17 protein-coding genes are annotated in these 26,214 nt (G+C 69.7%); all 17 read right to left on the reverse strand.

Annotated features, from left to right (window positions below; all coding sequences use genetic code 11):
- Positions 1–8: 8 nt before the first annotated feature.
- Positions 9–992 (reverse strand): ABC transporter permease, encoded by a 984-nt coding sequence (locus ACFVYI_RS15020; RefSeq protein WP_387885180.1) that lies wholly within the window; start codon positions 990–992, stop codon positions 9–11.
- On the reverse strand, positions 985–1,929 hold the full coding sequence (locus ACFVYI_RS15025; protein WP_387885181.1) for an ABC transporter permease: 945 nt from the start codon (positions 1,927–1,929) through the stop codon (positions 985–987). The genes ACFVYI_RS15020 and ACFVYI_RS15025 overlap by 8 nt, the downstream gene beginning before the upstream one ends.
- A 93-nt stretch (positions 1,930–2,022) precedes the next feature.
- Positions 2,023–3,669 carry an ABC transporter substrate-binding protein gene (locus ACFVYI_RS15030; RefSeq protein WP_387885183.1) on the reverse strand — a complete coding sequence of 549 codons (1,647 nt, stop codon included), beginning with the start codon at positions 3,667–3,669 and terminating at the stop codon, positions 2,023–2,025.
- A gap of 412 nt (positions 3,670–4,081) precedes the next feature.
- Positions 4,082–5,212 (reverse strand): ABC transporter ATP-binding protein, encoded by a 1,131-nt coding sequence (locus ACFVYI_RS15035; protein ID WP_387885184.1) that lies wholly within the window; start codon positions 5,210–5,212, stop codon positions 4,082–4,084.
- A complete protein-coding gene (locus ACFVYI_RS15040) occupies positions 5,205–6,254 on the reverse strand; it encodes an ABC transporter ATP-binding protein (protein WP_387885187.1) in 1,050 nt (349 codons plus the stop codon). Before ACFVYI_RS15040 ends, ACFVYI_RS15035 begins: the two co-directional genes overlap by 8 nt.
- A gap of 15 nt (positions 6,255–6,269) precedes the next feature.
- Positions 6,270–7,184 carry an ABC transporter permease gene (locus tag ACFVYI_RS15045; protein WP_360633059.1) on the reverse strand — a complete coding sequence of 305 codons (915 nt, stop codon included), beginning with the start codon at positions 7,182–7,184 and terminating at the stop codon, positions 6,270–6,272.
- A 76-nt stretch (positions 7,185–7,260) separates the two neighbouring features.
- The gene (locus ACFVYI_RS15050; RefSeq protein WP_387885190.1) at positions 7,261–8,187 is read right to left on the reverse strand and encodes an ABC transporter permease; all 927 of its coding nucleotides are present in this window, start codon (positions 8,185–8,187) and stop codon (positions 7,261–7,263) included.
- A 120-nt stretch (positions 8,188–8,307) separates the two neighbouring features.
- Entirely contained in the window at positions 8,308–9,927 is a 1,620-nt protein-coding gene (locus ACFVYI_RS15055) for an ABC transporter substrate-binding protein (protein WP_387885193.1), read from the reverse strand.
- Positions 9,928–10,099: 172 nt separating this feature from the next.
- Positions 10,100–11,119 (reverse strand): dipeptide ABC transporter ATP-binding protein, encoded by a 1,020-nt coding sequence (locus tag ACFVYI_RS15060; protein WP_360633006.1) that lies wholly within the window; start codon positions 11,117–11,119, stop codon positions 10,100–10,102.
- Positions 11,112–12,161: an ABC transporter ATP-binding protein gene (locus ACFVYI_RS15065; protein ID WP_387885196.1), complete on the reverse strand. Its 1,050-nt coding sequence runs from the start codon at positions 12,159–12,161 to the stop codon at positions 11,112–11,114. Before ACFVYI_RS15065 ends, ACFVYI_RS15060 begins: the two co-directional genes overlap by 8 nt.
- A 19-nt stretch (positions 12,162–12,180) precedes the next feature.
- On the reverse strand, positions 12,181–13,122 hold the full coding sequence (locus tag ACFVYI_RS15070) for an ABC transporter permease (protein WP_387885197.1): 942 nt from the start codon (positions 13,120–13,122) through the stop codon (positions 12,181–12,183).
- A complete protein-coding gene (locus ACFVYI_RS15075; RefSeq protein WP_360633015.1) occupies positions 13,115–14,059 on the reverse strand; it encodes an ABC transporter permease in 945 nt (314 codons plus the stop codon). Before ACFVYI_RS15075 ends, ACFVYI_RS15070 begins: the two co-directional genes overlap by 8 nt.
- 89 nt (positions 14,060–14,148) lie before the next feature.
- The gene (locus ACFVYI_RS15080) at positions 14,149–15,783 is read right to left on the reverse strand and encodes an ABC transporter substrate-binding protein (protein ID WP_387885200.1); all 1,635 of its coding nucleotides are present in this window, start codon (positions 15,781–15,783) and stop codon (positions 14,149–14,151) included.
- A gap of 430 nt (positions 15,784–16,213) precedes the next feature.
- Positions 16,214–18,082, reverse strand: a complete 1,869-nt coding sequence (gene typA / locus ACFVYI_RS15085) for a translational GTPase TypA (protein ID WP_387885202.1) — start codon at positions 18,080–18,082, stop codon at positions 16,214–16,216.
- A 383-nt stretch (positions 18,083–18,465) separates the two neighbouring features.
- Positions 18,466–20,277, reverse strand: coding sequence for an ABC transporter family substrate-binding protein (locus ACFVYI_RS15090; RefSeq protein WP_387885204.1), 1,812 nt, complete (start codon positions 20,275–20,277; stop codon positions 18,466–18,468).
- 130 nt (positions 20,278–20,407) lie between these two features.
- Entirely contained in the window at positions 20,408–22,951 is a 2,544-nt protein-coding gene (locus tag ACFVYI_RS15095) for a SpoIIE family protein phosphatase (protein WP_387885205.1), read from the reverse strand.
- A gap of 272 nt (positions 22,952–23,223) precedes the next feature.
- Entirely contained in the window at positions 23,224–25,980 is a 2,757-nt protein-coding gene (locus ACFVYI_RS15100; protein WP_387885207.1) for a SpoIIE family protein phosphatase, read from the reverse strand.
- Positions 25,981–26,214 lie beyond the last annotated feature (234 nt).

A 26,214-nucleotide genomic window follows, 5' to 3' on the forward strand; every position in this document is an offset into this window, starting at 1 on the left:
GGCCCTCCTCAGCGCAGCTTCGGGTCGAGGGCGTCGCGCACCGCGTCGCCGAGCATGATGAACGCCAGCACGGTGATGCTCAGCACGGCGGCCGGGAAGAGCAGCACATGGGGCGCGGTCAGGAAGCGGGACTGCGCGTCGCTGATCATCAGACCCCAGGAGATCGCCGGGGACTGGATGCCGATGCCGAGGTACGAGAGCGCGGCCTCGGCACCGATGTAGACGCCCAGGTTGATGGTCGAGACCACGATCACCGGGGCGACCGCGTTCGGCAGGATGTGCCGGGAGACGATCCGCCCGGTGCCGGCGCCGAGCGCCTTGGCCGCGACCACGTAGTCGTTGTGCTTGTTGGCGAGCACCGCCGAACGCATCAACCGGTAGATCTGCGGCCAGCCGAGGACGGCCATCACCGCGGAGACCGTCCAGGCGTTGCCCTTGCCCCAGGTGGACATGATCAGCATGCCGCCGAGCAGCAGCGGGATGGCGAAGAAGATCTCGGTCATCCGGGAGAGCAGGCTGTCCCAGAGCCCGCCGGTCCAGCCGGCCCAGAGGCCCAGCGCACCGCCGACGGCGACCACCAGCGAGGTGGTCAGGATGCCCACGATGATCGAGTTGCGGGCGCCCCAGACGGTGCGGGTGTAGATGTCGCAGCCCTGGACGTCGAAGCCGAACCAGTGGTCGGCGCTGGGCCGCTTCAGCGAGTCGGACAGGTTGCAGAAGCCCGCCGAGGTCGGGTCCCCCTCGGTGAACAGGTGCGGGGCGACGGCGAGCGCCACCATGAACAGCGCCAGGAACCCGCCGATCAGGAACAGCGGGTTGCGCCGCAGGTCGTACCAGGCGTCGGTCCAGAGGCTGGCCACCCGCTCGCCGCCGGCCTTGCCGCCCTTGGTGGGCGTCGCGGCCTCGGCGCCCGGCCCGCTCCCGGCCGACCCCGAGCCGGGCTGTCCGGGGATCGCCACTTTCGCGTTCTCGCTCTTCGTCGGCTCACTCATAGCGGATCCTCGGGTCCAGGACGGCGTACAGCAGGTCGACCACCAGGTTGGCGAACAGGTAGACGAGCACCAGGGCGCTCACGATGCCCACCACGATGGTGCGTTCCCGCAGGTAGACGGACTGGAAGAGCTGGTGTCCGACCCCGGGGATGTTGAAGATGCCCTCGGTGATGACCGCGCCGCCCATCAGCCCGCCGAGGTCCATGCCCAGGAAGGTGATGATCGGGATCAGCGCGTTGCGCAGCCCGTGCCGGACGACCACCCGCAGCGGGCCCAGCCCCTTGGCGACCGCCGTCCGGACGTAGTCCGCCCGCATCACCTCGATCAGGCTGGTCCGGGTGAGCCGGGCGATGTACGCCAGCGAGGTGGAGGCGAGGACGTAGGCCGGCAGCAGGTAGGACCGGAAGCCGGCGTCCTCGTTGAACGACACCGGGAAGAAGTCGATGCCGTAGTCGGTGTTGAGCTTCACCCCGATGAGCAGTTGCAGCACGAAGCCGATCACGAAGACCGGGATCGAGATGACCATCAGGGTCGAGATCAGCACCACGTTGTCGATGAACCTGCCGCGCCGCAGGGCGGCGACCACACCTGCGGTGACACCCACCACCATCTCGATGACCAGCGCGGTCACCGCCAGGTTGATGGTGTACGGGAACGCCGTCTTCATGACGTCCACGACCTGGTTGCCGCGGTAGTCCTCCCCGAAGTCGCCCTTGAACAGGCCGACCAGGTAGTCCCAGTACTGGATGAAGAACGGGTCGTCCAGGTGGTAGCGGTCCCGCAGGACCGCGACGACGGCGGGGTCCTGCCGCTTCTCACCGGCCAGTGCCGTGATGGGGTCGCCAGGCAGCAGGAAGACCAGTGCGTAGATCAGGAACGTCGCGCCGAGGATCACAGGTATGGCCTGGATGATCCGGCGGACCACATAGCGGCCCATGCGGCCTCCTCGTGGTTCGGGGCACGCCTGTGCCGGGCGGCACGGGGGTTTCCCGCACCGCCCGTCAGCTCGTGCCGGTCAGCTGGGACGCGGTCAGGCCAGCTCTACGTCGGCGAGGTCGATGCGGTTCTGGGCATCGATGACGACGTTCTTCACGGCCTTGGTGTAGGCACCGGAGGTCATGTACGTGTAGACCGGGATGTACGGCAGTTCCTTGATCAGGATGTCGTCGGCCTGCTGGTAGAGCTTGATGCCCTCGGTGTCGCTCGTCGCGCTGTCGGCCTTGGCCAGCAGGGCCTCGAAGTCCTCGTTGACGTAGCCGCCGTAGTTGGAGCCGTTGTCGATCGCGATCTTGGAGAAGATCGGCCGCAGGTAGTTCTCGATCGACGGGTAGTCCATCTGCCAGGCCATCCGGAAGGCGCCGGAGTACTTGTGGTCGCCCAGCGCGGTGAGGATCGCGCCGAACTTCTCGAACGGCTTGAAGGTGACCTCGACGCCGAGGTTGTTCTTCAGCTGGTTGCCGACGGCCTCGATCCACTCCTTGTGGCCGCCGTCGGCGTTGTAGCCGATCTCCAGCGTGTTGCCGGGCAGGCCGCCGGCCTGGGTGAAGAGCTCCTTGGCCTTCTTCGGGTCGTACTTGGCGACATCGCCCATGGCGCCCTTGCGGTACCCGGGAATGATCGGGCTGATGAAGTCGTCGGCCGGGACGCGGGTGCCCGAGAAGATGGTCTTGGTGATCGTTTCCCGGTCGATCGCCATCGAGATCGCCTTGCGGATCTCCGGCTTCGCGAACGCCGGATTGGTCGAGATCGGGAATCCGAGGTAACCGACCCCGGATTCCGGCTTGTAGATGTAGCGGTCACCGAACTCCTGGGCGACGCTCGACATCGCCGAGACCGGGAGCTTGTTGGTGATCTGGATGTTGCCCGCGCGCAGGTCGTTGTACGCGGTCTCCAGCTTGTCGTAAATCTTGAAGGTGACGGAATCCAGCTTGGCCTTTCCGTCGGCCGCCGGGAAGTTCTCGTACCGCTTCACCTTGATCTGCTTGTTGTGCTCCCACTTCCCGTCCATCTGGAACGGGCCGTTTCCGATCGGCGCTTCCTCGAAGGCCTTCGGGTCGGCGAAGAACGCCTTCGGCAGCGGGAAGAACGCGGTGTAGCCGAGCATGGTCTTGAACTGGGAGAACGGCGCCTTGAGCGTCACCGTGAAGGTCTTGTCGTCGACGACCTTGAGGCCCTTGAGCTTGTCCGTGGCGGGCTTCTTGTCCTTGCCCGGGGCCAGCTCGTCGGAGCCGAGGATCTTGTCGAAGAACGGCAGGCCCTCGTTCGCGTTGTCCTGGTTCGCCCCGAAGTTCCAGGCGTCGACGAAGTTCTGCGCGACGACCTTCTCGCCGTTGTGGAAGGTGTAGCCGTCCTTGAGCTTGATCGTCCAGGTGGTCGCGTCGGGACTCTCGATCGACTCCGCGGCCCGGAGCTTGGGCGAGTTGTCCTTGTTGTCGTAGTCGATCAGGCCGACGAAGAGCGCCGAGAGGACCGAGGCACCCTCGGACTCGGCCGTGTTCTGCGGCACCAGGCCGTGCTGCGGCTCACCCGACTCGATGCTGATCGAGCCGCCCTTCTTGCCGGACCCGCCGCTCGCCTGGTCCGAGGACTTCTTGTCACTGCCGGTGCTGCACGCGGAGATCGCAAGCGCGGTGCAGGCCGCCAGCGCGGTCCAACGCATCGTCTTGGTGAGCCTCATTCAACTGCTCCTCGATTTAGGGGCTTACGAACGAACGGCGCCCCGCCAGTCGGTGTGCCGGGCATGGCGAGGGTCGACATCTCAGGGCCGATCCGCACAGTTGGCGAGGTGACCACTGATACGCGCAGAGCAACTATCGATCACCCGACCCCTCCGGCGGAATCCGCGTCACATCTCTTTTCAATTACATGCTCAGACCAAGTCGTGACAATGCTCGCCAAATTCCTGCATATCGCACTTGGAATGCCGTGTTCCGGTTTCCGAATACCGAACAATAAACTCCGGTATTCGATGCTTTACGGAGCGTAATGATCATTTTCGGGCCGGGAATTCCGGCGTTTCCGCAGGACAACGCAAGGGCGCGCCCTCCGGATGGAGGACGCGCCCTCGGTGCGGGGTCGGGACTACTGTGTCAACTGGATTCCGGTGCCGGCGCCGGGACGTCCTGGCCGGCCGCTCCGTCTCCCGGGCCCCCGCGCTCCGCCGCGAAGTGGCAGGCCGAGTCGTGCCGGGCGAGCCCGTCCAGCCAGGCGGGAGCGGCCAGCAGCGGCACCTCCACCGCGCACCGCTCCTGAGCCTTCCAGCAGCGGGTGCGGAACCGGCAGCCGGACGGCGGATTCGCCGGCGAGGGCACGTCCCCGGTGAGCACGATCCGGTCCCGCGACTCGCGCGCCGTCGGGTCCGGCACCGGCACCGCGGAGAGCAGCGCCTGGGTGTACGGGTGCGTCGCGTGGTCGTAGATCTCCAGGTCGGAGCCGATCTCGACCATCCTGCCGAGGTACATCACGCCGACCCGGTCGGAGATGTGCCGCACGATCGAGAGGTCGTGCGCGATGAACATGTACGAGAGGTTGAACTCGCCCTGCAGCTGCTCCAGCAGGTTGATCACCTGCGCCTGGACGGAGACGTCCAGGGCGGAGACCGGCTCGTCGCAGATGATGATCTCGGGCTTGAGCGCGAGGCCGCGGGCGATGCCGATGCGCTGGCGCTGGCCGCCGGAGAACTGGTGCGGGTACCGGTTGATGTACTCCGGGTTCAGCCCGACCACGTCCAGCAGGTCCTGGACGGCCCTGCGCCGGTCCCCCTTCGGCGCCACCTCGGAGTGGATCTCGTACGGCTCGCCGATGATGTCGCCGACCGTCATCCGCGGGTTCAGCGAGGTGTACGGGTCCTGGAACACCATCTGGATGTTGCGGCGCACCGCCTTCAACCCCGCGCCGGAGAGCCGGGAGATCTCCTCCCCCTTGTAGCGCACCGACCCGCCGGTGGCCGGCTCCAGGTTCATCAGCACCTTGGCCAGCGTGGACTTGCCGCAGCCGGACTCCCCCACGATGCCGAGCGTCTCGCCCTGCATCAGGTCGAAGCTGACCCCGTCGACCGCCTTCACGGCGCCGACCTGCTTCTTGAAGACGACGCCCCTCGTCAGTGGGAAGTGCTTGATCAGATCCCGGACTTCGAGGATCGGCTCGCCGCGCGGCACCTCCTGCGCGAACGTCACCTCCTCCGGCACCGGCGGCCCGAGCGGGCTGGCCCCGTCAGCCATGGAGGGTCTCCTTCCAGAAGAAGCAGGCGCTGCCCCGCCCGGCCAGCTCGGCGCCGTCGTCCGCGGTGACCTGGAACAGCTTCGGCACCTCGGCCCGGCAGATGTCCTGGGCCCGCGGGCAGCGCGGGTTGAACGCGCAACCCGGCGGGATCCGCAGCAGGTTGGGCGGCAGCCCCTTGATCGCGTAGAGCTCCTGGCCCTTCTGGTCCAGCCGCGGGATCGAGTCCAGGAGGCCCCGGGTGTAGGGGTGGGCCGGCCGCGCGTACAGCTCGTGCACCGGGGCGGTCTCGACGATCCGGCCCGCGTACATCACCGCGATCTTGTCGGCCACGTCGGCGACCACGCCGAGGTCGTGGGTGATCAGGATCAGGCCCATGTGGAACTCGGCCTGCAGCTCCGCCAGCAGGTCCATCACCTGGGCCTGGACGGTCACGTCCAGCGCGGTGGTCGGCTCGTCCGCGATGATCAGGTCCGGCTCCAGCGCCAGCGCCATGGCGATCATGATGCGCTGGCGCATGCCGCCGGAGAACTGGTGCGGATAGTCGTTGACCCGGTCCTTCGCCGCCGGGATGCGCACCCGGTCCATCAGCTCGACGGCCTTGGCCTTGGCCTCCTTGCGCGACGTCCCGTGGTGGGCCCGGAACATCTCGCCGAGCTGGAACCCCACGCTCAGCACCGGGTTGAGCGAGGAGAGCGCGTCCTGGAAGATCATCGCGATCTTCTGGCCCCGGATCCTGCGCCGCTCCTCCTTGCCCATCTTCAGCATGTCCTGGCCCCGGAAGCGGATCTCCCCCTGGGGGATGCGGGCCGGCGGCATGTCCAGGATGCCCATGATCGCCTGCGCGGTCACCGACTTGCCCGAACCGGACTCCCCCAGCACCGCCAGGGTCTCCCCGGCGCGGACGCTGTAGTTGACCCCGTTGACCGCCCTCGCCACGCCGTCCCGGGTGACGAACTCCACGTGCAGGTCCCGGACGTCCAGCAGCGGCCCCTCGTAGGGCGCCTCCCGCTCCGGCTTGCCGGTGTCGACAGCTGTGGTCACGATGAGTCCCCTCGCTCAGCGAAGCTTCGGGTCGAGGGCGTCGCGCACCGCGTCACCCAGCATGATGAAGGCCAGCACGGTGATCGAGAGTGCCGCGGCCGGGAAGAACAGCACGTACGGGGCCGTCCGGATGACCTTCTGGGCGGAGGCGATGTCGATGCCCCAGGAGATGGTCGGATCCTGCAGGCCGATGCCGAGGAAGCTCAGGGTGGCCTCGGTCGCGATGTAGCCGCCCAGCGCGATGGTGGCGACGACGATCACCGGGGCGAGCGCGTTCGGCAGGATGTGCCGGAACATCAACCGCCCGGTGCCCGCGCCGAGCGCGCGACCGGCCACCACGTAGTCGGACTGCTTGACGGTCAGCACGGCGCCGCGCATGACGCGCGCGATCTGCGTCCAGCCGAGCACCGCGAGGGCGATCACCACGCTCCACACCGTGCGGGCGGAGAAGGCGCCCAGCAGGACCAGTGCGCCGAGCAGCAGCGGGATGCCGAAGAAGATGTCGACGACGCGGGAGATCACGGCGTCCACCGCGCCGCCGAAGTACCCGGCGACCATGCCGGTCAGCCCGCCGAGCAGGGTGACCCCCAGGGTCACGAAGATGCCGACGGTGATCGACGCCCGCGCCCCGTAGATCACCCGGGCGTAGATGGACCGGCCCTGGCCGTCGTAGCCGAACCAGCCGGCGCCGAAGAAGTCCGTCCAGTCCGGGCGCTTGAGGAAGTCGTTGACCAGGTCGGCCTTGCGCGGATTGGCGTCGGTGAACGCCCAGGGGAAGATCGCCATCACGATCAGCAGCACGATCAGCAGCGCCGAGATCAGGAAGATCGGCCGGCGCCGGAGGTCCCGCCAGGCGTCGCCCCAGAGGCTGCGGGCCTCTTCCCGCTTGGCCGGGTCGCCCTCGACCAGGGTCTCCTGCTCGACCGCCATGCCCTGCTCGCCGGCGTAGTCGAGGTGGTCGACACCCGGTGCCGGATGCGGCTTGAACTCGCCCTCGTCATGCAGGTCAGGCATAGCGGATCCTCGGGTCCAGGACCGCGTAGAGCAGGTCGACGATCAGGGAGGCGACCAGGTAGACGATCACCAGGACGGTCACGATGCCGACCACGGTGGGGCCCTCCTTCTGGTTGATCGCCCGGTACAGCACGTTGCCGATGCCCTGGACGTTGAAGATGCCCTCGGTGACGATCGCACCGCCCATCAGCGCGCCGAGGTCGGTCCCGAGGAAGGTGACCACCGGGATCAGCGAATTGCGCAGCAGGTGACGGGTGATGACGGTCCGCCGGGGCAGGCCCTTGGCGACCGCGGTGCGCATGTAGTCCGCCCGCAGGTTCTCCCCGATCGACGTCCGGGTGAGCCGGGCGACGTACGCGAGGGAGAGTGAACCCAGCACGATCGCGGGCAGGATCAGCTGGGAGAGGTCCGTGGAGTCCTGCACGGTCGGGGTGACCCAGCCCAGGTTGGTCGCGAAGATCGTCTGGGCGATGTACGCGAGCACGAACACCGGGATCGAGATCACCACCAGGGTCAGGACCAGCACGAGCGTGTCCTGGACGCTGCCGCGCTTGAGGCCGGAGACCAGACCGAGCGTCAGCCCGACGACCAGCTCGAAGGCGAAGGCCATCAGCGCCAGCCGGATGGTGACCGGGAAGGCGTCCGCCATGATGTCGGTGACCGAGCGGCCGGTGAAACTCGTCCCGAAGTCACCCTGGAAGAGGTTCCCCATGTAGTGCAGGTACTGCTTCCAGAGCGGCTGGTCGAGGTAGTACTTGTGCTTCAGGTTGGCCACCACCGCCGGGTCGGCGGCCTTGTCCCCGAACAGCGCCGCGACCGGGTCGCCCGGCAGCGTGTAGACCATCAGGAAGATCAGGAATGTGGAGCCGAAGAACACCGGGATCATCTGCAGCACCCGCCGCAGCACATAACTTCCCATCCGAGCCTCCTTCCTAGGTGACTGGTCGGCCCGTGACCGGGGTGCGGAGGGCCGGTTGGGGGCGAGTGCCCGGGCCCCGCCCTCCGTGCGGGGAGGGCGGGGCCGGCGCGAGGGGCCGGCTCAGCCCTTGACCTCGACCTGGGTCCAGGCCGGGTTGCCGAAGGAGTCGAACGCGACGTTCTGGACGTTGCTGGAGTAGCCCGAGTTGGTGCGGTAGTACCAGAGCGGGATGGCCGGCATGTCGGTCGCCAGCACCGTCTCCGCCTGCTGGTAGCCGGTCACCGTGTCGCTCACGCTGGCGGCCCGGTCGGCCTGGTCGGCCAGCTGGTCGAACTGCGGGCTGCTGTAGCCGAAGTCGTTGGACGCCGCCCCGGTGCGGTAGACGTCGGCCATGAAGTTGGCGTTCAGCGGGTAGTCCTGCACCCAGCCGGTCCGGAAGGCGCCGTTGATCTGGTGCCCGGTGATCGCCGCGCGGGCGGTCTTGAAGTCGGGCTTCGGGTCACCCACGCAGTCCACGCCGGTGCTCTGCCGGATCGAGTTGCAGACCGCGTCGACCCACTCCTTGTGGCCGCCGTCCGCGTTGTAGGTGATCGTCAGCTTGTTGCCGGGGACGCCGCCGCCCTCGGTGATCAGCTGCTTGGCCTGGGTCGGGTTGAAGTTGCAGAAGTCCCCGCACTGGCCGGCCTTGTAGCCCTCGACGCCGTCGGCGACCCAGGCGGAGGCGGGCGCGCGCGAGCCCTGGAGGACCGTCTTGGTGATGGTCGGGCGGTCGATCGCCATCGACAGGCCCTGCCGGACCTTGGCCTTCTCCGGGCCGGCCCACTCCGGTTGGTAGAGCGTGAAGCCGATGTTCTGGATCGCGCCCTGCGGCGAGTCGATCGCCCGGTCCCCGAGGTCGGCCTTGTACGTGGCCAGCGCGGACGGCGGCACCTGGTCCATCACGTCGAGGTTGTTGGACTGCAGGTCCGCGTAGGCGGCCTCGGCCGTGTTGTACATCTTGAAGACGATGCCGCCGTTCTTCGGCTTGTCCACGCCCTGGTAGTTCGGGTAGGCCTTGGTCACCACCTGCTGGTTGTGGTCCCAGCTGACGAACTGGTAGGCGCCGTTGCCGACCGGCTTCTGCCCGTACCCGGCCGGGTCGTTGAAGAAGGCGGTGGGCAGCGGGGAGAAGGCGATGTAGCCCAGCTTGTACTCGAAGTACGAGACCTTGTTCCGCAGCTTGATGGTGAAGTGCGTGTCGTCCGTGACGGTCAGGCCGGACATCTTGGTCGTGGTCGGCTGGCCGCTGACCGGGTGGACGTCCTGGTAGCCCTCGATGTCGGAGAACCAGGAGCTGTTGATCTGGTTGTTGCTGGTGGTCGCGCCCCAGTTCCAGGCGTCGACGAAGTTCTGCGAGGTGACCGGGGTGCCGTCGTGGAACGTCCAGCCGCTCTTCAGGGTGACGTTGAAGGTCTGCGAGTCGCTGGTGTCGATCGAGTCCGCGACCTGCATCCGGATCTTGGCGTTGCTGGGGTCGTAGTCGACCAGCCCCTTGAAGAGGTTCTGCAGGATGCGACCGCCACCGGTCTCGTTCGCGTTCGCCGGTTGGAGCGGGTTCTGCGGCTCACTGCTCTGGTAGCTGAAGGTCTTGCTGCTGTCCGACGAACTGCTGCCTCCGCCGCTACTGCTGCACCCGCTGGCCACCAGGGCCACAGATGTCGCAGCGGCGAGGACCCATCGAGCACGGGCGGCTGCGGGCATGGAGGTCCCTCCTCAAGGTGTGTGTCGCATCACACCCCATGAGAAGCGCGACCGCTCGGCGGCGCGAGTCGGGTACCCCCGGATGGGTGCAGCGGGCCCCGACGGAAGTTGACGGAACGCCGGAAGGGCCCGCGGCTTCGAGCCGCGGGCCCTTCCGGGAAACGCCTCGGGATCAGACGGCGGCGGCCGTCTCCCGGACCTCGGCGAAGTGGCAGGCCGACTCGTGGGCGGCCGCGCCGCTCAGCGTGGTGGGCACCGCCAGCAGCGGGACCTCGGTGGAGCAGCGCTCCTCCGCCTTCCAGCAGCGGGTGCGGAACCGGCAGCCGGACGGCGGGTTGGCCGGCGAGGGGATGTCGCCGGTCAGGATGATCCGGTCGCGGGACTCGCGCGCGGTCGGGTCCGGCACCGGCACCGCGGAGAGCAGCGCCTGGGTGTACGGGTGCGTGGCGTTCTCGTAGATCGACTCGTCCGAGCCGATCTCGACCATCTTGCCCAGGTACATCACGCCGACGCGGTCGGAGATGTGCCGGACGATCGAGAGGTCGTGCGCGATGAACATGTACGACAGCTCGAAGTCGCTCTGCAGCTGCTCCAGCAGGTTGATCACCTGCGCCTGGACGGAGACGTCCAGGGCCGAGACCGGCTCGTCGCAGATGATGATCTCGGGCTTGAGCGCGAGGCCGCGGGCGATGCCGATGCGCTGGCGCTGGCCGCCGGAGAACTGGTGCGGGTACCGGTTGATGTACTCCGGGTTCAGGCCGACGACGTCCAGGAGGTCCTGGACGGCCTTGCGGCGGTCGCCCTTGGGAGCCACCTCGGGGTGGATCTCGAAGGGCTCGCCGATGATGTCGCCGACCGTCATGCGCGGGTTGAGCGAGGTGTACGGGTCCTGGAACACCATCTGGATGTTGCGGCGGACCGCCTTGAGGGCGGCGCCGGACAGCTTGGAGATGTCCTCGCCCTTGAACAGCACCTGGCCGGAGGTGGCCCGCTCCAGGTTCATCAGCACCTTGGCCAGCGTGGACTTGCCACAGCCGGACTCGCCGACGATGCCGAGCGTCTCGCCCTTCATCAGGTCGAAGGAGATGCCGTCGACCGCCTTGACCGCGCCGACCTGCTTCTTGAAGAGGATGCCCTGGGTCAGCGGGTAGTGCTTGACCAGGTCCTTGACCTCCAGGATGGGCTCAGCCATGGAGGGTCTCCTTCCAGAGGTGGCACGCGCTGCGGCGGCCGGTGAGCTCCGTGCCGTCCTTGTCGGTCACCTGGTGCAGCTTCGGGGTCTCCGAGCGGCACAGGTCGGTGGCGACGTCACAGCGGGGGTTGAACGCGCAGCCGGCCGGGACCTTCAGCAGGTTCGGGGGCAGGCCCTTGATCGCGTACAGCTCCTGGCCCTTCTGGTCCAGGCGCGGGATGGAGCGGAGCAGGCCCTTGGTGTACGGGTGCGCGGGGTTGGCGTACAGGTCGTGCACCGGGGCGGTCTCGACGATCCGGCCCGCGTACATCACGGCGATCTTGTCCGCGACGTCGGCGACCACGCCGAGGTCGTGGGTGATCAGGATCAGGCCCATGTTGTACTCGGCCTGCAGCTCCGCCAGCAGGTCCATCACCTGGGCCTGGACGGTGACGTCCAGGGCGGTGGTGGGCTCGTCGGCGATGATCAGGTCGGGCTCCATGGAGAGCGCCATGGCGATCATGATGCGCTGGCGCATGCCGCCGGAGAACTGGTGCGGGTAGTCGCCCACGCGCTGCTTGGCGGCGGGGATGCGCACGCGGTCCATCAGCTCGATGGCCTTGGCCCGGGCGTCCTTCTTGGACAGGCCCCGGTGCACCCGGAACATCTCGCCGAGCTGGGCACCGACGGTCATCACCGGGTTCAGCGAGGAGAGCGCGTCCTGGAAGATCATCGCGATCTTCTGGCCGCGGATCAGCCGGCGCTGCTCCTCCTTCATGGCGAGCATGTCCTCGCCGCGGAAGAGGATCTGCCCCTGGCTGATCTTGCCGGGCGGCATGTCCAGGATGCCCATGATGGTCTGGGCGGTCACCGACTTGCCGGAGCCGGACTCGCCGAGCACCGCCAGGGTCTCACCGGCGGCGACGGAGTAGTTGACGCCGTTCACGGCCTTGGCCACGCCGTCCCGGGTGTGGAACTCCACGTGGAGGTCGCGGACCTCCAGCAGCGGGGTGCCAACCTCAAGGCGGCCGCTCTTGCTGTTCTTCTCGATCACGGTGGTCATCGGGTCGTCACCTCTTCTCTCAGCGGAGCTTCGGGTCGAGGGCGTCGCGCACCGCGTCGCCGAGCATGATGAACGCGAGCACCGTGACGCTCAGCACCGCGGACGGGAAGAGCAGCACGTGCGGGGCGTTCAGGAAGCGGGGCTGGGCGTCGCTGATCATCAGGCCCCAGGAGATCTCCGGGGACTGGACACCGATGCCCAGGTAGGACAGGGCCGCCTCGGCGCCGATGTACACGCCCAGGCTGATCGCGGAGATCACGATCACCGGTGCGATGGCGTTCGGCAGGATGTGGCGGAAGGTGATCCGGAAGCTGCCGGCGCCGAGCGCCTTGGCCGCCATCACGTAGTCGTTGTGCTTGTTGGAGATCACCGACGCGCGCATGATGCGGAAGATCTGCGGCCAGCCGAGGACCGCCATGACCAGCGAGACGGTGTAGGCGTTGCCCTTGCCGAGCATCGACATGATCAGCATGCCGCCGAGCAGCAGCGGGATCGAGAAGAAGATCTCGGTGAAGCGCGACAGGATCGAGTCGGTGATCCCGCCCTTCCAGCCGGCCAGCAGGCCGAGGAGCGAGCCGACCACGGTGACGATCAGCGTGGTCAGCACACCGACGATGATCGAGTTGCGGGCGCCCCACACCGTACGGGTGTAGACGTCGCAGCCCTGCACGTCGAAGCCGAACCAGTGCTCGGCGCTCGGGCGCTTCAGGGAGTCGGCCAGGTCGCAGGCGCCGTTCGCGGTCGGACTGCCGTCCGTGAACAGCTGCGGCACGGCCGCGATGACCAGCAGGAACAGCACCAGAGCGGCACCGATGATGAAGACCGGGTTGCGGCGCAGGTCGCGCAGCGCGTCCGTCCAGAGGCTGGCCACCCGCTCCGGCTTCTGCTTCTTCTCCGGGGCGGTCTTCGGGCTGTTGTCCTCGGACGGGGCCTCGCTGCCCACGGTGATGGTGTCACTCATAGCGGATCCTCGGGTCGAGCACGGCGTAGAGCAGGTCCACGAGCAGGGTGGTGATGAGGTAGATCATCACCAGCAGGGTGACCATGCCGACGATCACCGTGCCCTGCTTCTGGTACACGGACTGGGCGAGCAGGCCGCCGATGCCGTGCATGTTGAAGATCTTCTCGGTGATGACCGCGCCGCCCATCAGGCCGCCCAGGTCGGCACCGAGGAAGGTGACGATCGGGATCAGCGCGTTGCGCAGGGCGTGACGGCCGATCACCCGACGGCGCTTCAGACCCTTGGCGACCGCGGTGCGGACGTAGTCCGCGCGCATGGTCTCCATCAGGCTGGTGCGGGTCAGTCGGGCGACGTACGCGAGCGAGGTGGACGCCAGCACGAAGGCCGGCAGCAGGTACGCCCGCAGTCCGTCCTCCTCGTTGAAGGAGACCGGGAAGAAGTCGAAGCCGTAGTCGTTCTTGAGCTTCACACCGAGCACCAGCTGGAGCACGAAGCCGGTGACGAAGACCGGGATCGAGATCACGAACAGCGTGCTGATGAGGACGAGCTGGTCGATGAACTTGCCCTTGCGAAGGGCCGCCAGGACACCCGCCAGCACACCCATGACCGCTTCGATGATGAAGGCGACCAGGGCGAGGTTCAGGGTGTACGGGAACGCCTCACTGATCATTTCGGTCACGGAGCGACCGGTCAGGCTTTCACCGAGGTTCCCCTGGAAGACCCCCGAGATGTAGTTCCAGTACTGGAGCAGGAAGGGGTCGTTCAGGTGGTACTTCTGGCGGATCATGTCCGCCACGATCGGGTCGGCTCGCTTTTCGCCGGCCAGTGCCTGCACCGGGTCACCGGGCAGGTAGTGAACCAGCCCGTAGATCAGCAGCGTCGCACCGAGCAGGACAGGGATCGCCTGTATCAGTCGGCGGATGACATAGCGGCCCATCAGACCTCCATACTTTCGGACAAGGAAGGGAGGCGGGAGGAACCGGACTGTAGTCCGGTCCACCCGCCCCCGTTCGTCTGATTACCGGATCAGCCGGCGAGCTCGACCTGGGCCAGGTTCATGCGACCCTGGGCGTCGGTGTCGAAGTTCTTGATCTTCTTGGTGTAGGCCGCGGAGGACATGTAGGTGTACACCGGGATGTACGGCAGGTCCTGGACGAGGATGTCGTCGGCCTGCTGGTACAGCTTGATGGCCTCGTCGTCCGTCTTGGCCTGGTCGGCCTGGTCCAGCAGGGTCTCGAACTTGTCGTTGACGTAACCGCCGTAGTTCGAGCCGTTCTCGATCGCGACCTTGGAGAAGATCGGGCGCAGGTAGTCCTCGATCGACGGGTAGTCCATCGACCAGGCCATCCGGAAGGCGCCGGAGTACTGCTTGGCCTGCAGGTCGTCCAGGATCTTGCCGAACTTCTCGAACGGCTTGAAGGTGACCTCGACGCCCAGGTTCTTCTTCAGCTGGTTGCCGACGGCCTCGATCCACTCCTTGTGACCACCATCGGCGTTGTAGCCGAGCTCGATGGTGTTGCCGGGGATGCCACCGGCCTGGTCGTAGAGCGCCTTGGCCTTGGTCGGGTCGTACTTGGCCGCGTCGCCCATGGCGCCCTTGCGGTAACCCGGGATGAGCGGGTTGACGAAGTCGTCGGCCGGGACGCGGGTGCCCGAGAAGATGGTCTTGGTGATCGCCTCGCGGTCGATCGCCATCGAGATCGCCTTGCGGATCTCCGGCTTGCCGTACGCGGCCGGGTTGGTGGCGATCGGGAGGCCGATGTAACCGACGCCCGACTCCGGCTTGTAGATGTAGCGGTCGCCGAACTCGCTCTTGACGGTCGACATGGCCGAGATCGGCAGCTTGTCGGTGGCCTGGATGTTGTCGGCGCGCAGGTCGTTGTACGCGGTGTCCAGGTTGTCGTAGATCTTGAAGGTGACGCCCTGGAGCTTCGCCTTGCCGTCCGAGGCCGGGAAGTTCTCGTAGCGCTTGACCTTGATCTGCTTGTTGTGCTCCCAGCTGCCGTCCATCTCGAACGGGCCGTTGCCGATCGGCTTGTCGCCGAAGGCCTTCGGGTCGGCGTAGAACGCCTCCGGCAGCGGGTAGAACGGGTTGTACCCGAGCATCGTCTTGAACTGCGAGAACGGCGCCGACAGGGTGACGGTGAAGGTCTTGTCGTCGACGACCTTCAGGCCCTTGAGCTCCGTGGCGGTGGGCTTCTTGTCCTTGCCCGGAGCCAGCTCCTCGGAGCCCTCGATCTTCGCGTAGAAGGGCAGGCCCTCGGCGGCGTTGTCCTGGTTGGCGCCCCAGTTCCACGCCTTGACGAAGGACTTGGCGGTGACCTTCTCGCCGTTGTGGAAGGTGTAGCCGTCCTTCAGCTTGATCGTCCAGACCTTGCTGTCGGGGGACTCGATCGACTCGGCCACGCGCAGGTTCGGGGCGTTGGTCTTGAAGTCGTAGTCGACCAGGCCGGCGAAGAGGGCGTTCTCGACCTCGGTGCCCTCGGACTCCGCGGTGTTCTGCGGAACCAGACCGTGCTGCGGCTCACCGAGCTGGACGGCGATGCTGCCGCCACCGGAAGAGGCCTTGTCACTGCTCTTCGAGCTGGTGCTGCAAGCGGTCGCCGCGAGGGCGATAGCGGTCGCCGCGACGATCCACTTGGTCTGGGTTGCACCGCGCATGGGGGATGCCTCCTGAAATCGACTTTCCAACGAGGAGAGCACCACGGGCGACTGACGCCGCTTCCGTTGTGCCGTCCGCGCTCGTGGTTTCGGCGCGCACCCCTGCGCGTTAACCCTTGACCCGAGCCTGACTGCACCCACTATGTGTCACGTACGGACACGAATGTGACCACTGGCGATCTCAATTAGGTCACATGAACGGTCGGTAAGTTTCGAAAATCGGACATATAAGACATACTCAGACAGGCATTAAACGGACAGTCGTCATGAATGACGGACTGTCACGTTCGCTCAGCGGACACCTGACCGTGGTAAGCGCTATTCCGTTTATACGCGCGTCGACAACTTGGAGTAGTTGAAAACGATCGCCCCCCTCTCCAGTGGAAAGGGGGGCGAGCGATTCAGGCCAAAGGCCGTTTAAACCCGGGCGTCAGGCCTTCTTGGCGCGCGAAGCCGAACGGCCGCGCTCCTTCTGGTCCAGGACGACCTTGCGGATCCGCACGGTCTCCGGGGTCACCTCGATGCACTCGTCCTCGCGGCAGAACTCCAGCGACTGCTCCAGCGAGAGCTTGCGCGGCGGCACCAGGTTCTCGGTGGTGTCGGAGGAAGCGGCACGCATGTTGGTGAGCTTCTTCTCCTTGGTGATGTTGATGTCCATGTCGTCCTGGCGCGAGTTCTCGCCGACGATCATGCCCTCGTACACCTCGGTGGTGGGCTCGACGAAGAGCGTGCCGCGCTCCTGGATGCCCATCATCGCGAACGGCGTCACGACGCCCGCGCGGTCCGCCACGAGCGAACCGTTGTTGCGCATCCGCAGCTCGCCGAACCACGGCTCGTGGCCCTCGAAGATGCTGTGCGCGATGCCGGTGCCGCGGGTGTCGGTCAGGAACTGGGTCCGGAAGCCGATCAGGCCGCGCGACGGGACGATGAACTCCATGCGGACCCAGCCGGAGCCGTGGTTCGTCATGGTCTCCATGCGGCCCTTGCGGGTCGCCATCAGCTGGGTGATCGCGCCGAGGTACTCCTCGGGGCTGTCGATGGTCATCCGCTCGACCGGCTCGTGGGTCTTGCCGTTGATGACCTTGGTGACGACCTGCGGCTTGCCGACGGTCAGCTCGAAGAGCTCCCGGCGCATGGTCTCGACCAGGATGGCCAGCGCCAGCTCGCCACGGCCCTGGACCTCCCAGGCGTCCGGACGCTCGGTCGGCAGCACGCGGAGCGAGACGTTACCGATCAGCTCGCGGTCCAGGCGGTCCTTCACCATGCGGGCGGTGACCTTGTGGCCCTTGCCGCCCTTGCCGACCAGCGGCGAGGTGTTGGTGCCGATGACCATCGAGATGGCCGGCTCGTCCACCGTGATGAGCGGCAGCGCGACCGGGTTCTCCAGGTCGGCCAGGGTCTCGCCGATCATGATCTCGGGGATGCCCGCGACGGCGCAGATGTCGCCGGGGCCGGCCACCTCGGCCGGCTTGCGGGTGAGCGCCTCGGTCATCAGCAGCTCGGTGATCTTGACCTGCTGGACCGAGCCGTCCCGCTTCATCCACGCGACCTGCTGGCCCTTGCGCAGCTCGCCCTGCTCGACGCGGCAGAGCGCGATGCGGCCGAGGAAGTTGTCGGCGTCCAGGTTGGTGACGTGCGCCTGCAGCGGGGCGTCCTCGTCGTAGATCGGGGCCGGGACGTGCTGCAGGATGGTGGAGAAGAACGGCTCCAGCGAGTCGCTGTCGGCCGGCACGGTGCCGTTCTCCGGCTTGGTCATCGAGGCGACGCCGTCACGCGCACAGGCGTAGACGATCGGGAACTCGATCTGGTCCTCGGTGGCGTCGAGGTCCAGGAAGAGGTCGTAGGTCTCGTTGATGACCTCGTCGATCCGGGAGTCCGGGCGGTCGGTCTTGTTGATACAGAGGATGACCGGCAGCTTGGCCGTCAGCGCCTTGCGGAGCACGAAGCGGGTCTGCGGCAGCGGGCCCTCGGAGGCGTCGACCAGCAGCACGACCGCGTCGACCATCGACAGACCGCGCTCGACCTCGCCACCGAAGTCGGCGTGGCCGGGGGTGTCGATGATGTTGATCGTGATCGGCGCGCCACCCTCCTTGGGGTGGTACTTGACGGCGGTGTTCTTCGCGAGAATGGTGATGCCCTTCTCGCGCTCCAGGTCGTTGGAGTCCATCATGCGGTCGTCGAGGTGCTGGTGGGCGGCGAAGGCGCCGGCCTGCTTCAGCATGGCGTCGACCAGCGTGGTCTTGCCGTGGTCGACGTGGGCGACGATGGCAACGTTGCGGATGTCATTGCGCGTGGGCATGCGGAGCGGATTCTCCCGGAATCGTGGGTTACGGCGCCCGGCTGCGTGACGCCGACCGGCGATCCCTGTTGATCGCCGCCGCCCGTACCGCCTGCTACTACCGGTCCACCCGCCGGGCAGGACATGCCACGGCTTCCTCCTATCGTACGGGGAACCGTCCAGGTCGGCCGAAACGGGCAGGTCGGGCGGGATCAAGATCACAGGTTGATCACCCGCTCTTCGCCCGCCGGACACCGCGTCGCAAGCTGTCCCGCCGTGATCGAACACTTCCGGCGGCCGTCCGCGGCCACGGCGGTGCCCGGGCCGGGCCCGGGCGCCGACACCGGCCTCGTGGGGACCGCGGCCTCCGGCGCCGGAGGCCGCGCCGCCGAAGCCCGGGCCGGTCAGCTGCTGAGCAGCCCGACGTCCTGGAAGCGGGGCCAGGTGAAGCCCCAGGCACCGGCGGCGGCCACGTCGGAGCGCACGGCGACGAGGTCGGGGCGCTGGTAGAGCGGGACGGAGTGGCCCAGCTGCCAGATCCGGGTGTCGGCCTCCTGGAGCAGGGCGAGCCGGCCGGCCGGGTCGAGCTCGGCGGCCGCGCGGTCGAAGAGGCGGTCGATCTCCTCCGTCCCCGAGCGGCCGTAGTTGCTGCCGGCCTCCAGGGCGCCGTCGGCGCCGGGCCGGGGCTTGGCGTAGACGGCACGCTGTTCGACCGCCGGGTGGGGCCCGGCGGGCCAGGAGAACAGGGCGAGGTCGTAGTCGCCGGTGGCCAGGTGGGCCCGGACGAAGGCCCCGGCGGACACCGCCACCGCCCGGAGCGCGATGCCGGCCCCGGCGAGGTCGGCGGTCAGCGCGTCGGCGGTGCGCCGGGCGGTCGCGGAGTCGGCGGGGATCAGCAGCGTGAGCACCAGCGACCTGCCGTCCCGGGTGCGGGTGCCGCCGCCGGCCGGGCGCTTCCAGCCGGCCGCGTCCAGCAGCCGGCCCGGGTCCGCCGGGCCGAGCGCGGAACTGTTGTCCCGGTAGCCGTCCTGGTCGCCGGCGAGCAGGTGGCTGCCGAGCGGGGCGGCCGCGAGGCCGAGCGGGGTCAGGGCGGCGTCGGCGATCCGCCGCCGGTCGACGGCCCGGGCGAGCGCCTGCCGGACGACCGGGTCGGTGAGCGGGGCGCGGGCGGCGTTGAGGGTGAGCTGGGTGAGCGAGGCGGCGGACGCCCGGTGCACGGTGACGCCGGGCAGTGCCTCGGCCCGCCGCAGGGCCTGGAGGGCGGCCTCCGGAGCCCCGGCGGGCGGCGCGGCGGCCGGGGCCCCGGAGGCGGCCGCGGTGCCCGGGGCGGCCGGAGCGGCGGCCGCGCGGTCGATCGCCGCCGTGAGCGGTGCGATGTCCAGCCGGTCCTGGTCGAGCGCGTCCAGCCGGCGCTCGGCCGGCGTGGCCAGGAAGTCGATCCGGTCCGCCTTCGGCCGCTCGCCCCACCAGCTCGGGCTGCGCACCAGGCTCACCCGCCCGCCCGCCGCGTCGTACCCGGAGAGCAGGAACGGGCCCGCCGTCGGCTCCGGCCCACCGGTCAGCGGCCGGTTGAACGCCGCCGGGGAGCCGGTCACCGCCGCGGGGTAGAGCGGCCCGAACAGCGACCGCCACTCGGCGTACGGCTGCCGGAAGGTCACCCGCACCTCCTGCGGGCCGGCCCCGGGGGTGATCGAGTCGATCGCGTCGTAGCCGGCCGGACGGGTGCCGGTGTAGGCCGGGTCGAGGCCGGAGAGGGCGGCCCGCTGGGCGGTGAAGTCGGCGGCCGAGAGCGGGGTGCCGTCGCTCCAGGCGGCGTGCGGGTTGAGCCGGTAGGTGACCACCTGCGGCCGCTGACCGGGCGGGGTGCACTCGGCGGACTCCAGGTAGTCCGGGTCGGCGACCGGCCGACCGTGCTCGTCCGGCCGGAAGAGCGAGGGGTACAGGGCGTGGGCGAGCAGCGCGGTGTCCGCGGTCGCGGCCGGCTGGTAGGCGTTCAGCGTGGCCGGGGCGGCGTCCACCGCCCAGCGCAGCGTGCCGCCGTCCCGGACGGCGTCGCGGTCGGTCGGGCCGACGTCCCCGGTGACGGCGGTGGGGACGGCCGGCACGGGGGCGGGCACCGGGGTGCGGGCCGGGGCCGGGGCGCCGGAGCAGCCGGCCGGGCCCCCGGCGGCGAGCAGCAGCGCGGCGGCTGCGGCGGTGAGCTGGCGGACGCGCATGGCGGCCATCGAACGCCGCCCGGGCGCGGGCGGCCGTACCGACACGGCGGGCCGCCGGGGCACTGCACCCGGACAGCCGAACCGCGACTCGCCGCTCGCCCCCGGGACGCTCGGGCCGCGGGGCGGCCGCCTACAGCGACAGCTCGAACCAGACGATCTTGCCCTTGGGCGTCCGCCGACTGCCCCAGCGCTCGGCCAGCAGGCTGACCAGCTGGAGCCCGCGCCCGCCCTCGTCGGTCTCCTGCGCGCGCCGCTGGCGCGGCTGGGCGTAGCCGTCGTCCCAGACCTCGCAGACCATGCTGCGGTCGCGCAGCAGCCGCAGCCGGATCTCGCCCCGACCGTGCCGGAGCGCGTTGGTGACCAGCTCGCTGACCAGCAGCTCGGTGGTGTCGACCAGCTCGTCCAGACCGCGCGCCAGCAGCCAGCTGCAGGCCAGCTCGCGGGCCTTGGCGACGGAGGTCGGCTCGGGCGGCAGGAACCAGTTGCCGACCGCGTCGTCGGGGAAGGCGTGCACCTTGGCCATCAGCAGGGCGATGTCGTCCTCGCCGTGGTGCGGGTTGAGCTCACCCAGGACGTGGTCGCAGAGGTCCTCCAGGCCCTTGCCCTCGGCCGACAGCGCGGTCCGGAAGGCGCGCAGGCCCTCGTCCAGCTGGTGCTTGCGGCTCTCGACCAGCCCGTCGGTGTAGAGGCCGAGCACGGCGCCGTCCGGCAGGGTCAGCTCGACCTCCTCGAAGGGCTCGCCGCCGACGCCGAGCGGCAGGCCGGGCGGTACGTCGAGCATCCGGGCGGGCTCGTCCGGGCCGAGCAGGACGGGCGGCAGGTGGCCGGCGTTGGCGAAGACGCAGCGCCGGGTGACGGCGTCGTAGACCGCGTAGACGCAGGTGGCCAGGTAGACCTCGCGGGCCTCCTCGTCGGCGGTCGAGGTGAGCCGGCCGTACGGGGTGGGTGAGCCGGCGGGCGCGGAGTCGTCGCCCAGGCCGCGGGCGATCTCGTCGAGGGCGGTGAGCACCTCGGCGGGGTCGAGGTCGAGCATGGCCAGGGTGCGGACGGCGGTGCGCAGCTGGCCCATCGCGACGGCGGCGCGCAGGCCGCGGCCCATCACGTCGCCGATGACCAGGGCCGTGCGGTTGCCCGGCAGCGGGATGACGTCGAACCAGTCGCCGCCGACCTCGGTGTTGTTGTTGCTGGGCAGGTACCGGCAGGCGATCTCCAGGCCGCTGGCGGCCGGGTTGCCCGGGGGCAGCAGGCTGCGCTGCAGGATCAGGGCGCGCTCGTGCTCGCGGCGGTAGAGCCGGGCGTTGTCGATGCAGACGGCGGCGCGGGCCACCAGCTCCTCGGCGATGGCGACGTCACGGGCGTCGAACGGCTCGCTGCCGATCGCGCGGGAGAGCTGGACCAGGCCGAGCACCTGGTCGCGGGCGACCAGCGGCACGATCAGGGTGGAGCGCAGCAGGGGGTCCGGCCCCGGCTCGGGGACGACGCTGCGGCCGGTGCGCAGCGCCCGGGCGTGCGGCGAGCGGCGCGGGTAGCAGAGCGTGCCGCCGGCCTCGGCGATCGGCAGACCGGTGACCGAGCCGAGCACCGAGGAGGCGCCGCCGACCACGCTGGAGACGGCGACCCGGCGCAGCTCGCCGCTGCCGTCGGTGAGCACGCCGTCCCCGTACCGGCCGGCACTGGGGACGGTCTCGCCGGAGAGCAGGGCGGTGTAGAGGTCGACGGTGGCGAGGTCGCAGAACGGCGGGACGACGACGTCCAGCAGCTCCTTGGCGGTGGTCTCCAGGTCGAGGGTGGAGCCGATGTGTGCGCTGGCCTCGTTGAGCAGGGCCAGGTTGCGGCGGACGCCGTCGGCCTCGCGCTCGGCGACGTGCCGGCTGGTGACGTCGGAGACCTGGCCGGCGACGCCCGTCGGCTGGCCGGCCGAGCCGTTGAGGCGGTAGAGCGAGACGGCCCAGAGCCGGTTGCCCTCGCGGGTCGGCACGGCGGAGTGGAAGCGCAGGTCGAAGACGGGCTCGCCGGTGGCGAGGACCTTGCGCAGCGCGGCGGTCAGCCGGTCGGCCTCGGAGGCCGGGAAGAGGTCGTGCGCGGTCAGGCCTTCGAGGTCGGTGGGGGCGAGGCCCATCCCGGAGGCGAAGGCGTCGTTGACCCGCTGGAGCCGGAGCCGGTCGTCGAAGAGGACGAAGCCGGTCGGGGTCTGGCCGAAGACGGCCTCGGAGGCGGCGAGGTCGGTCTCGATCCGGCGCAGCCGGCCGAGGTCGACCGCGAGACAGGTGGAACCGGCGGTGGGCAGCGCGCTGTCGGGCATCAGGTAGAGCTCGGCGAGGCCCTCGCCACCGGTGGCGTCACGGTAGGGCGTGGTGCCGACCCACTCCTCGCCGGCCAGCGTGCGCTCCAGCCGGGCACGGCCGCGCTGCCAGAGTTCACGGGGGACGAAGGTGCTGATCGGGTCGGCGCCGACCGCCTCGGCGGCGGGCAGGCCGAAGAACTCGGCGGCGCGCTCGCTCCACTGGCTGATCCGGCCGTCGGGGCCGATCGCGAAGGTGGCGACCCGGATGTAGTCGTAGATCGACCCCGGGTCCCCCGCGCCCCACTGGTGGGCGCCGACCACCGGGCGGGAGGCCCGCTGGTGCCCCGGGGACGGGGCGGGCAGGTGTGGCGAACCGGCCTGCCCGGGCACAGCGGCATGACCGCTGCTGCTCGGCGCATTACGCGCCGGGGTGCTGTTCAACGGACCGACCCCTCCAAACCCGCGACCGTCCGGATGCCGAGAAGACCGAGTATTCATCATCGAGGGGTACGTTCACACGCCCTCAACATCACAACATCAGATCGGGCGAAGGTTTTTGTCCTACCGCCCGCGCAACCACAATGCCACGCTCGCGCCCCCTGCCGGAGTGCGCGCTCCCCCCGGCTGACCGATGGCATATGCAGTCCCGTTCTACTCGCGTCCTACTCGACTCCCGGCTCGTCGGGCTCATTACCCGGCAGCGCCTGCTCGAACCAGACGACCTTGCCCATGCCCTCGGCCCGGGCGCCCCAGCGCAGCGCGAGCCGACGGACGAGCTCCAGGCCCCGGCCGCCCTCGTCGGCCTCGGCCGCGTGGCGCTCACGGGGCGGGTCGGGCAGCGGGTCGGAGATCTCGACGAGCAGCGTCTCGCCCAGCGTCAACCGTACTCCGATGGGAGCGCTCGCATAGCGGACCGAGTTGGTCACCAGCTCGCTGACCAGCAGCTCGGTGGTGTCGGTGAGCTCCTCGACGCTCCATTCGACCAGGGCCGCGCGGACCAGCCGGCGGGCCCGGGAGACGGCGGTGGGCTCGGCCGGCAGCGTCCAGCCGGCCGTCGGGGTCCCGGCCTGGCCGTGGCCGAGCCGGGCCAGCAGCAACGCCACGTCGTCCGGCTCCCGGCCCTGCTCCATGGTGTCCAGCACGGCCTCGCAGGCCGCCTGGATGGAGGCGTGCGGCTGCTGGAGCACGGTGACCAGCCGGCCGAGGCCGACGTCGAGGTCCTTGTCCCGGGACTCCACCAGGCCGTCGGTGCACAGGGCGAGCAGGCTGCCCTCGGGGATCTTCAGTTCGACCGACTCGAACGGGACGCCGCCGACGCCGAGCGGCGCACCGGAGGGCAGGTCGAGGATCCGGCCGACACCGCCGAGCAGCGGGCCGCCGGACCGGGTCGGCTCGTCGGAGTCCCCGCCCGGCACGATCAGCACCGGCGGGATGTGGCCGGCCTTGGAGACCGTCAGCCGGGCCGTGGCCGGGTCGAACACCGCGTAGATGCAGGTGGCCAGCAGGGCCTCGTCCGGCCCCTGGGCGAGGTCGTCGGCCAGCTCGTGGACGTGCCGCAGCAGCACCTCCGGCGGCAGGTCGAGGGCGGCCAGGACGCGGACGGCGGTACGCAGCCGGCCCATCGTGGCGGCGGCCCGCAGCCCGTGGCCCATCACGTCGCCGACCACCAGCGCGGTGCGGTCGCCGGGCAGCGGGATGACGTCGAACCAGTCGCCGCCGACCTCGGTACCGCTGCTGCCGGGCACGTAGCGGTAGGCGACCTCGACGCCGGTGGGCTGCGGGACCTGCTGCGGGAGCAGGGTGCGCTGGAGGGTGAGCGCGGCGGTGCGCTCACGTGCGTAGAGCCGGGCGTTGTCGAGGGAGCTGCCGGCCCGGTCGGCCAGCTCGACCGTGAACGCGAGGTCGTCGCGGTCGAACCCCTCGCGGTAGCCGGCCCGGCTGACCAGCAGCAGGCCGATCACGATGCCCCGGGCGCGCAGCGGCACCACCAGCATCGAGTGCACGCCCAGGTCGTGGGCGGCCTGCATCTTCGGGTCGCCGGGGTAGGTGACGTCGCTCAGCTGGTCGGCGCCGGAGAGCAGCTCGGGGACGCCGGTGCGCAGCACCCGCCCGCAGGCGGAGTCCTCGGCGAAGGTGATCCGGGCACCGCGCCGGAGCATCACCTCCACCTCGGGGCCGTCCTGGACGGAGGCGGTGCCCAGCTGCAGCAGCGAGGTGCGGCGGTCGTGGCCGTGCCGGGGCAGGTCGTCTCCGTGCGCGACGGCCTGGAGCAGGATCACCGCGGAGTGGTCGGTGAGCCGGGGCACCACGGCGCTGGCCAGCTCCTGGGCGATCCGCGAGGCGTCCAGCAGGTCGCCGACCCGGGAGCCGAACTCGTTGAGCAGCGAGAGCCGGCGCCGGGCGTGCTCGACCTTGGCGACCGCCCGGTAGCGCTCGGTCACGTCCATCACGGTGCCGGAGATGCCGAGCACCCGGCCGGCCCGGTCGGTCATCCGGCTGTAGGAGATCGAGCGGTACCCGGAGCGGGCGGTGACGGGCGAGGCGAGGGTGACGTCGATGACCGGCTCGCCGGTGGCCAGCACCTGGCGCTGGATGGCGGTGATCTCGTCGGCGGCCCGCTCGGGCAGGGTCTCGCCGGTGGTCCGCCCGACGTGGTCCTCGGTGACCATGCCGTTCATCTCGGCCAGGGTCTGGTTGACGGCGGTGTAGCGCAGGTCGGTGTCGAGGATCGCGATGCCCAGCGGGGACTGCTCGAACAGCGCGTCGCGCACGGCGAGGTCCCGCTCGACGGCCCGCACGGCCGCCGCCTCGGCCAGGTTGACCTGGAGGAACGGGGTGCCGTCGCCGTCCACCAGCAGCGAGATCCGGGCGTCGACGGCAACCGCCTCGCCGTCCCGGTCGCGCAGCTCGGCGAGGCCGGCCCAGCGGCCGTGGCGCAGGGTGTCCTGGATCGCGGCGCGGATCCGGACGACCTGGTCCGCGTCCGGGATCAACTCGTCGATCCGGCGGCCGACCAGCAGCTCGTTCGGCCAGCCGAGCAGTTCCTCGGCGGCCGGGCTCCAGAGCACCACCCGGCCGGCGGTGTCCAGGATCGCGATGGCCACCTTCACCACGTCGAGGAGGTTGCCCTCGCGGGGGGCGCCCGGACCGCCCGGCTCGGCCCCGGGGCCGCCCGGGAAGGGCCGGGCGGGGCGGCTGCGGGGGCCCGCCGACGCGGTCGCGTCGGGCACCACCAGGGACGGCGCGGGCCGGTCCGACGGCTGGGCCTCGGGGGCGCCGCCGTCACCCCGGCGGCGGCCGGCCGGCGGCGGCTGCGGCGACTGCTGGCGCGCACCACGGCGCAGGCGGGCGCGGGCGGAGGCACTCCCCCCGGTGCCCGTGCGTCGCGCTCCCCCGCCACCGTGACCGGTACTCGACACCGACGGGGCCTCCGGCTCTGGTCGGGATCGGCGTCGCCGGCTGGGGACGGCTCACCGATGGTGACGAATAGTGCCGAAAAGTGACATACCCAGCAGAACCCAGGCTATCCCGGCTTAAGGGTCGTCTTTTCCGATTGACCTACCTGGCGTATTGCGCGTGGCGAGGGCAGCTGCTCCCGCGCACGGGGTGCGTCCGGGGCGTGCGCGGCGCACGGGAGGGGCGCGCGAGGCGTG

The sequence above is a fragment of the Kitasatospora sp. NPDC058218 genome, from assembly GCF_042882445.1.
GTDB lineage: Bacteria > Actinomycetota > Actinomycetes > Streptomycetales > Streptomycetaceae > Kitasatospora.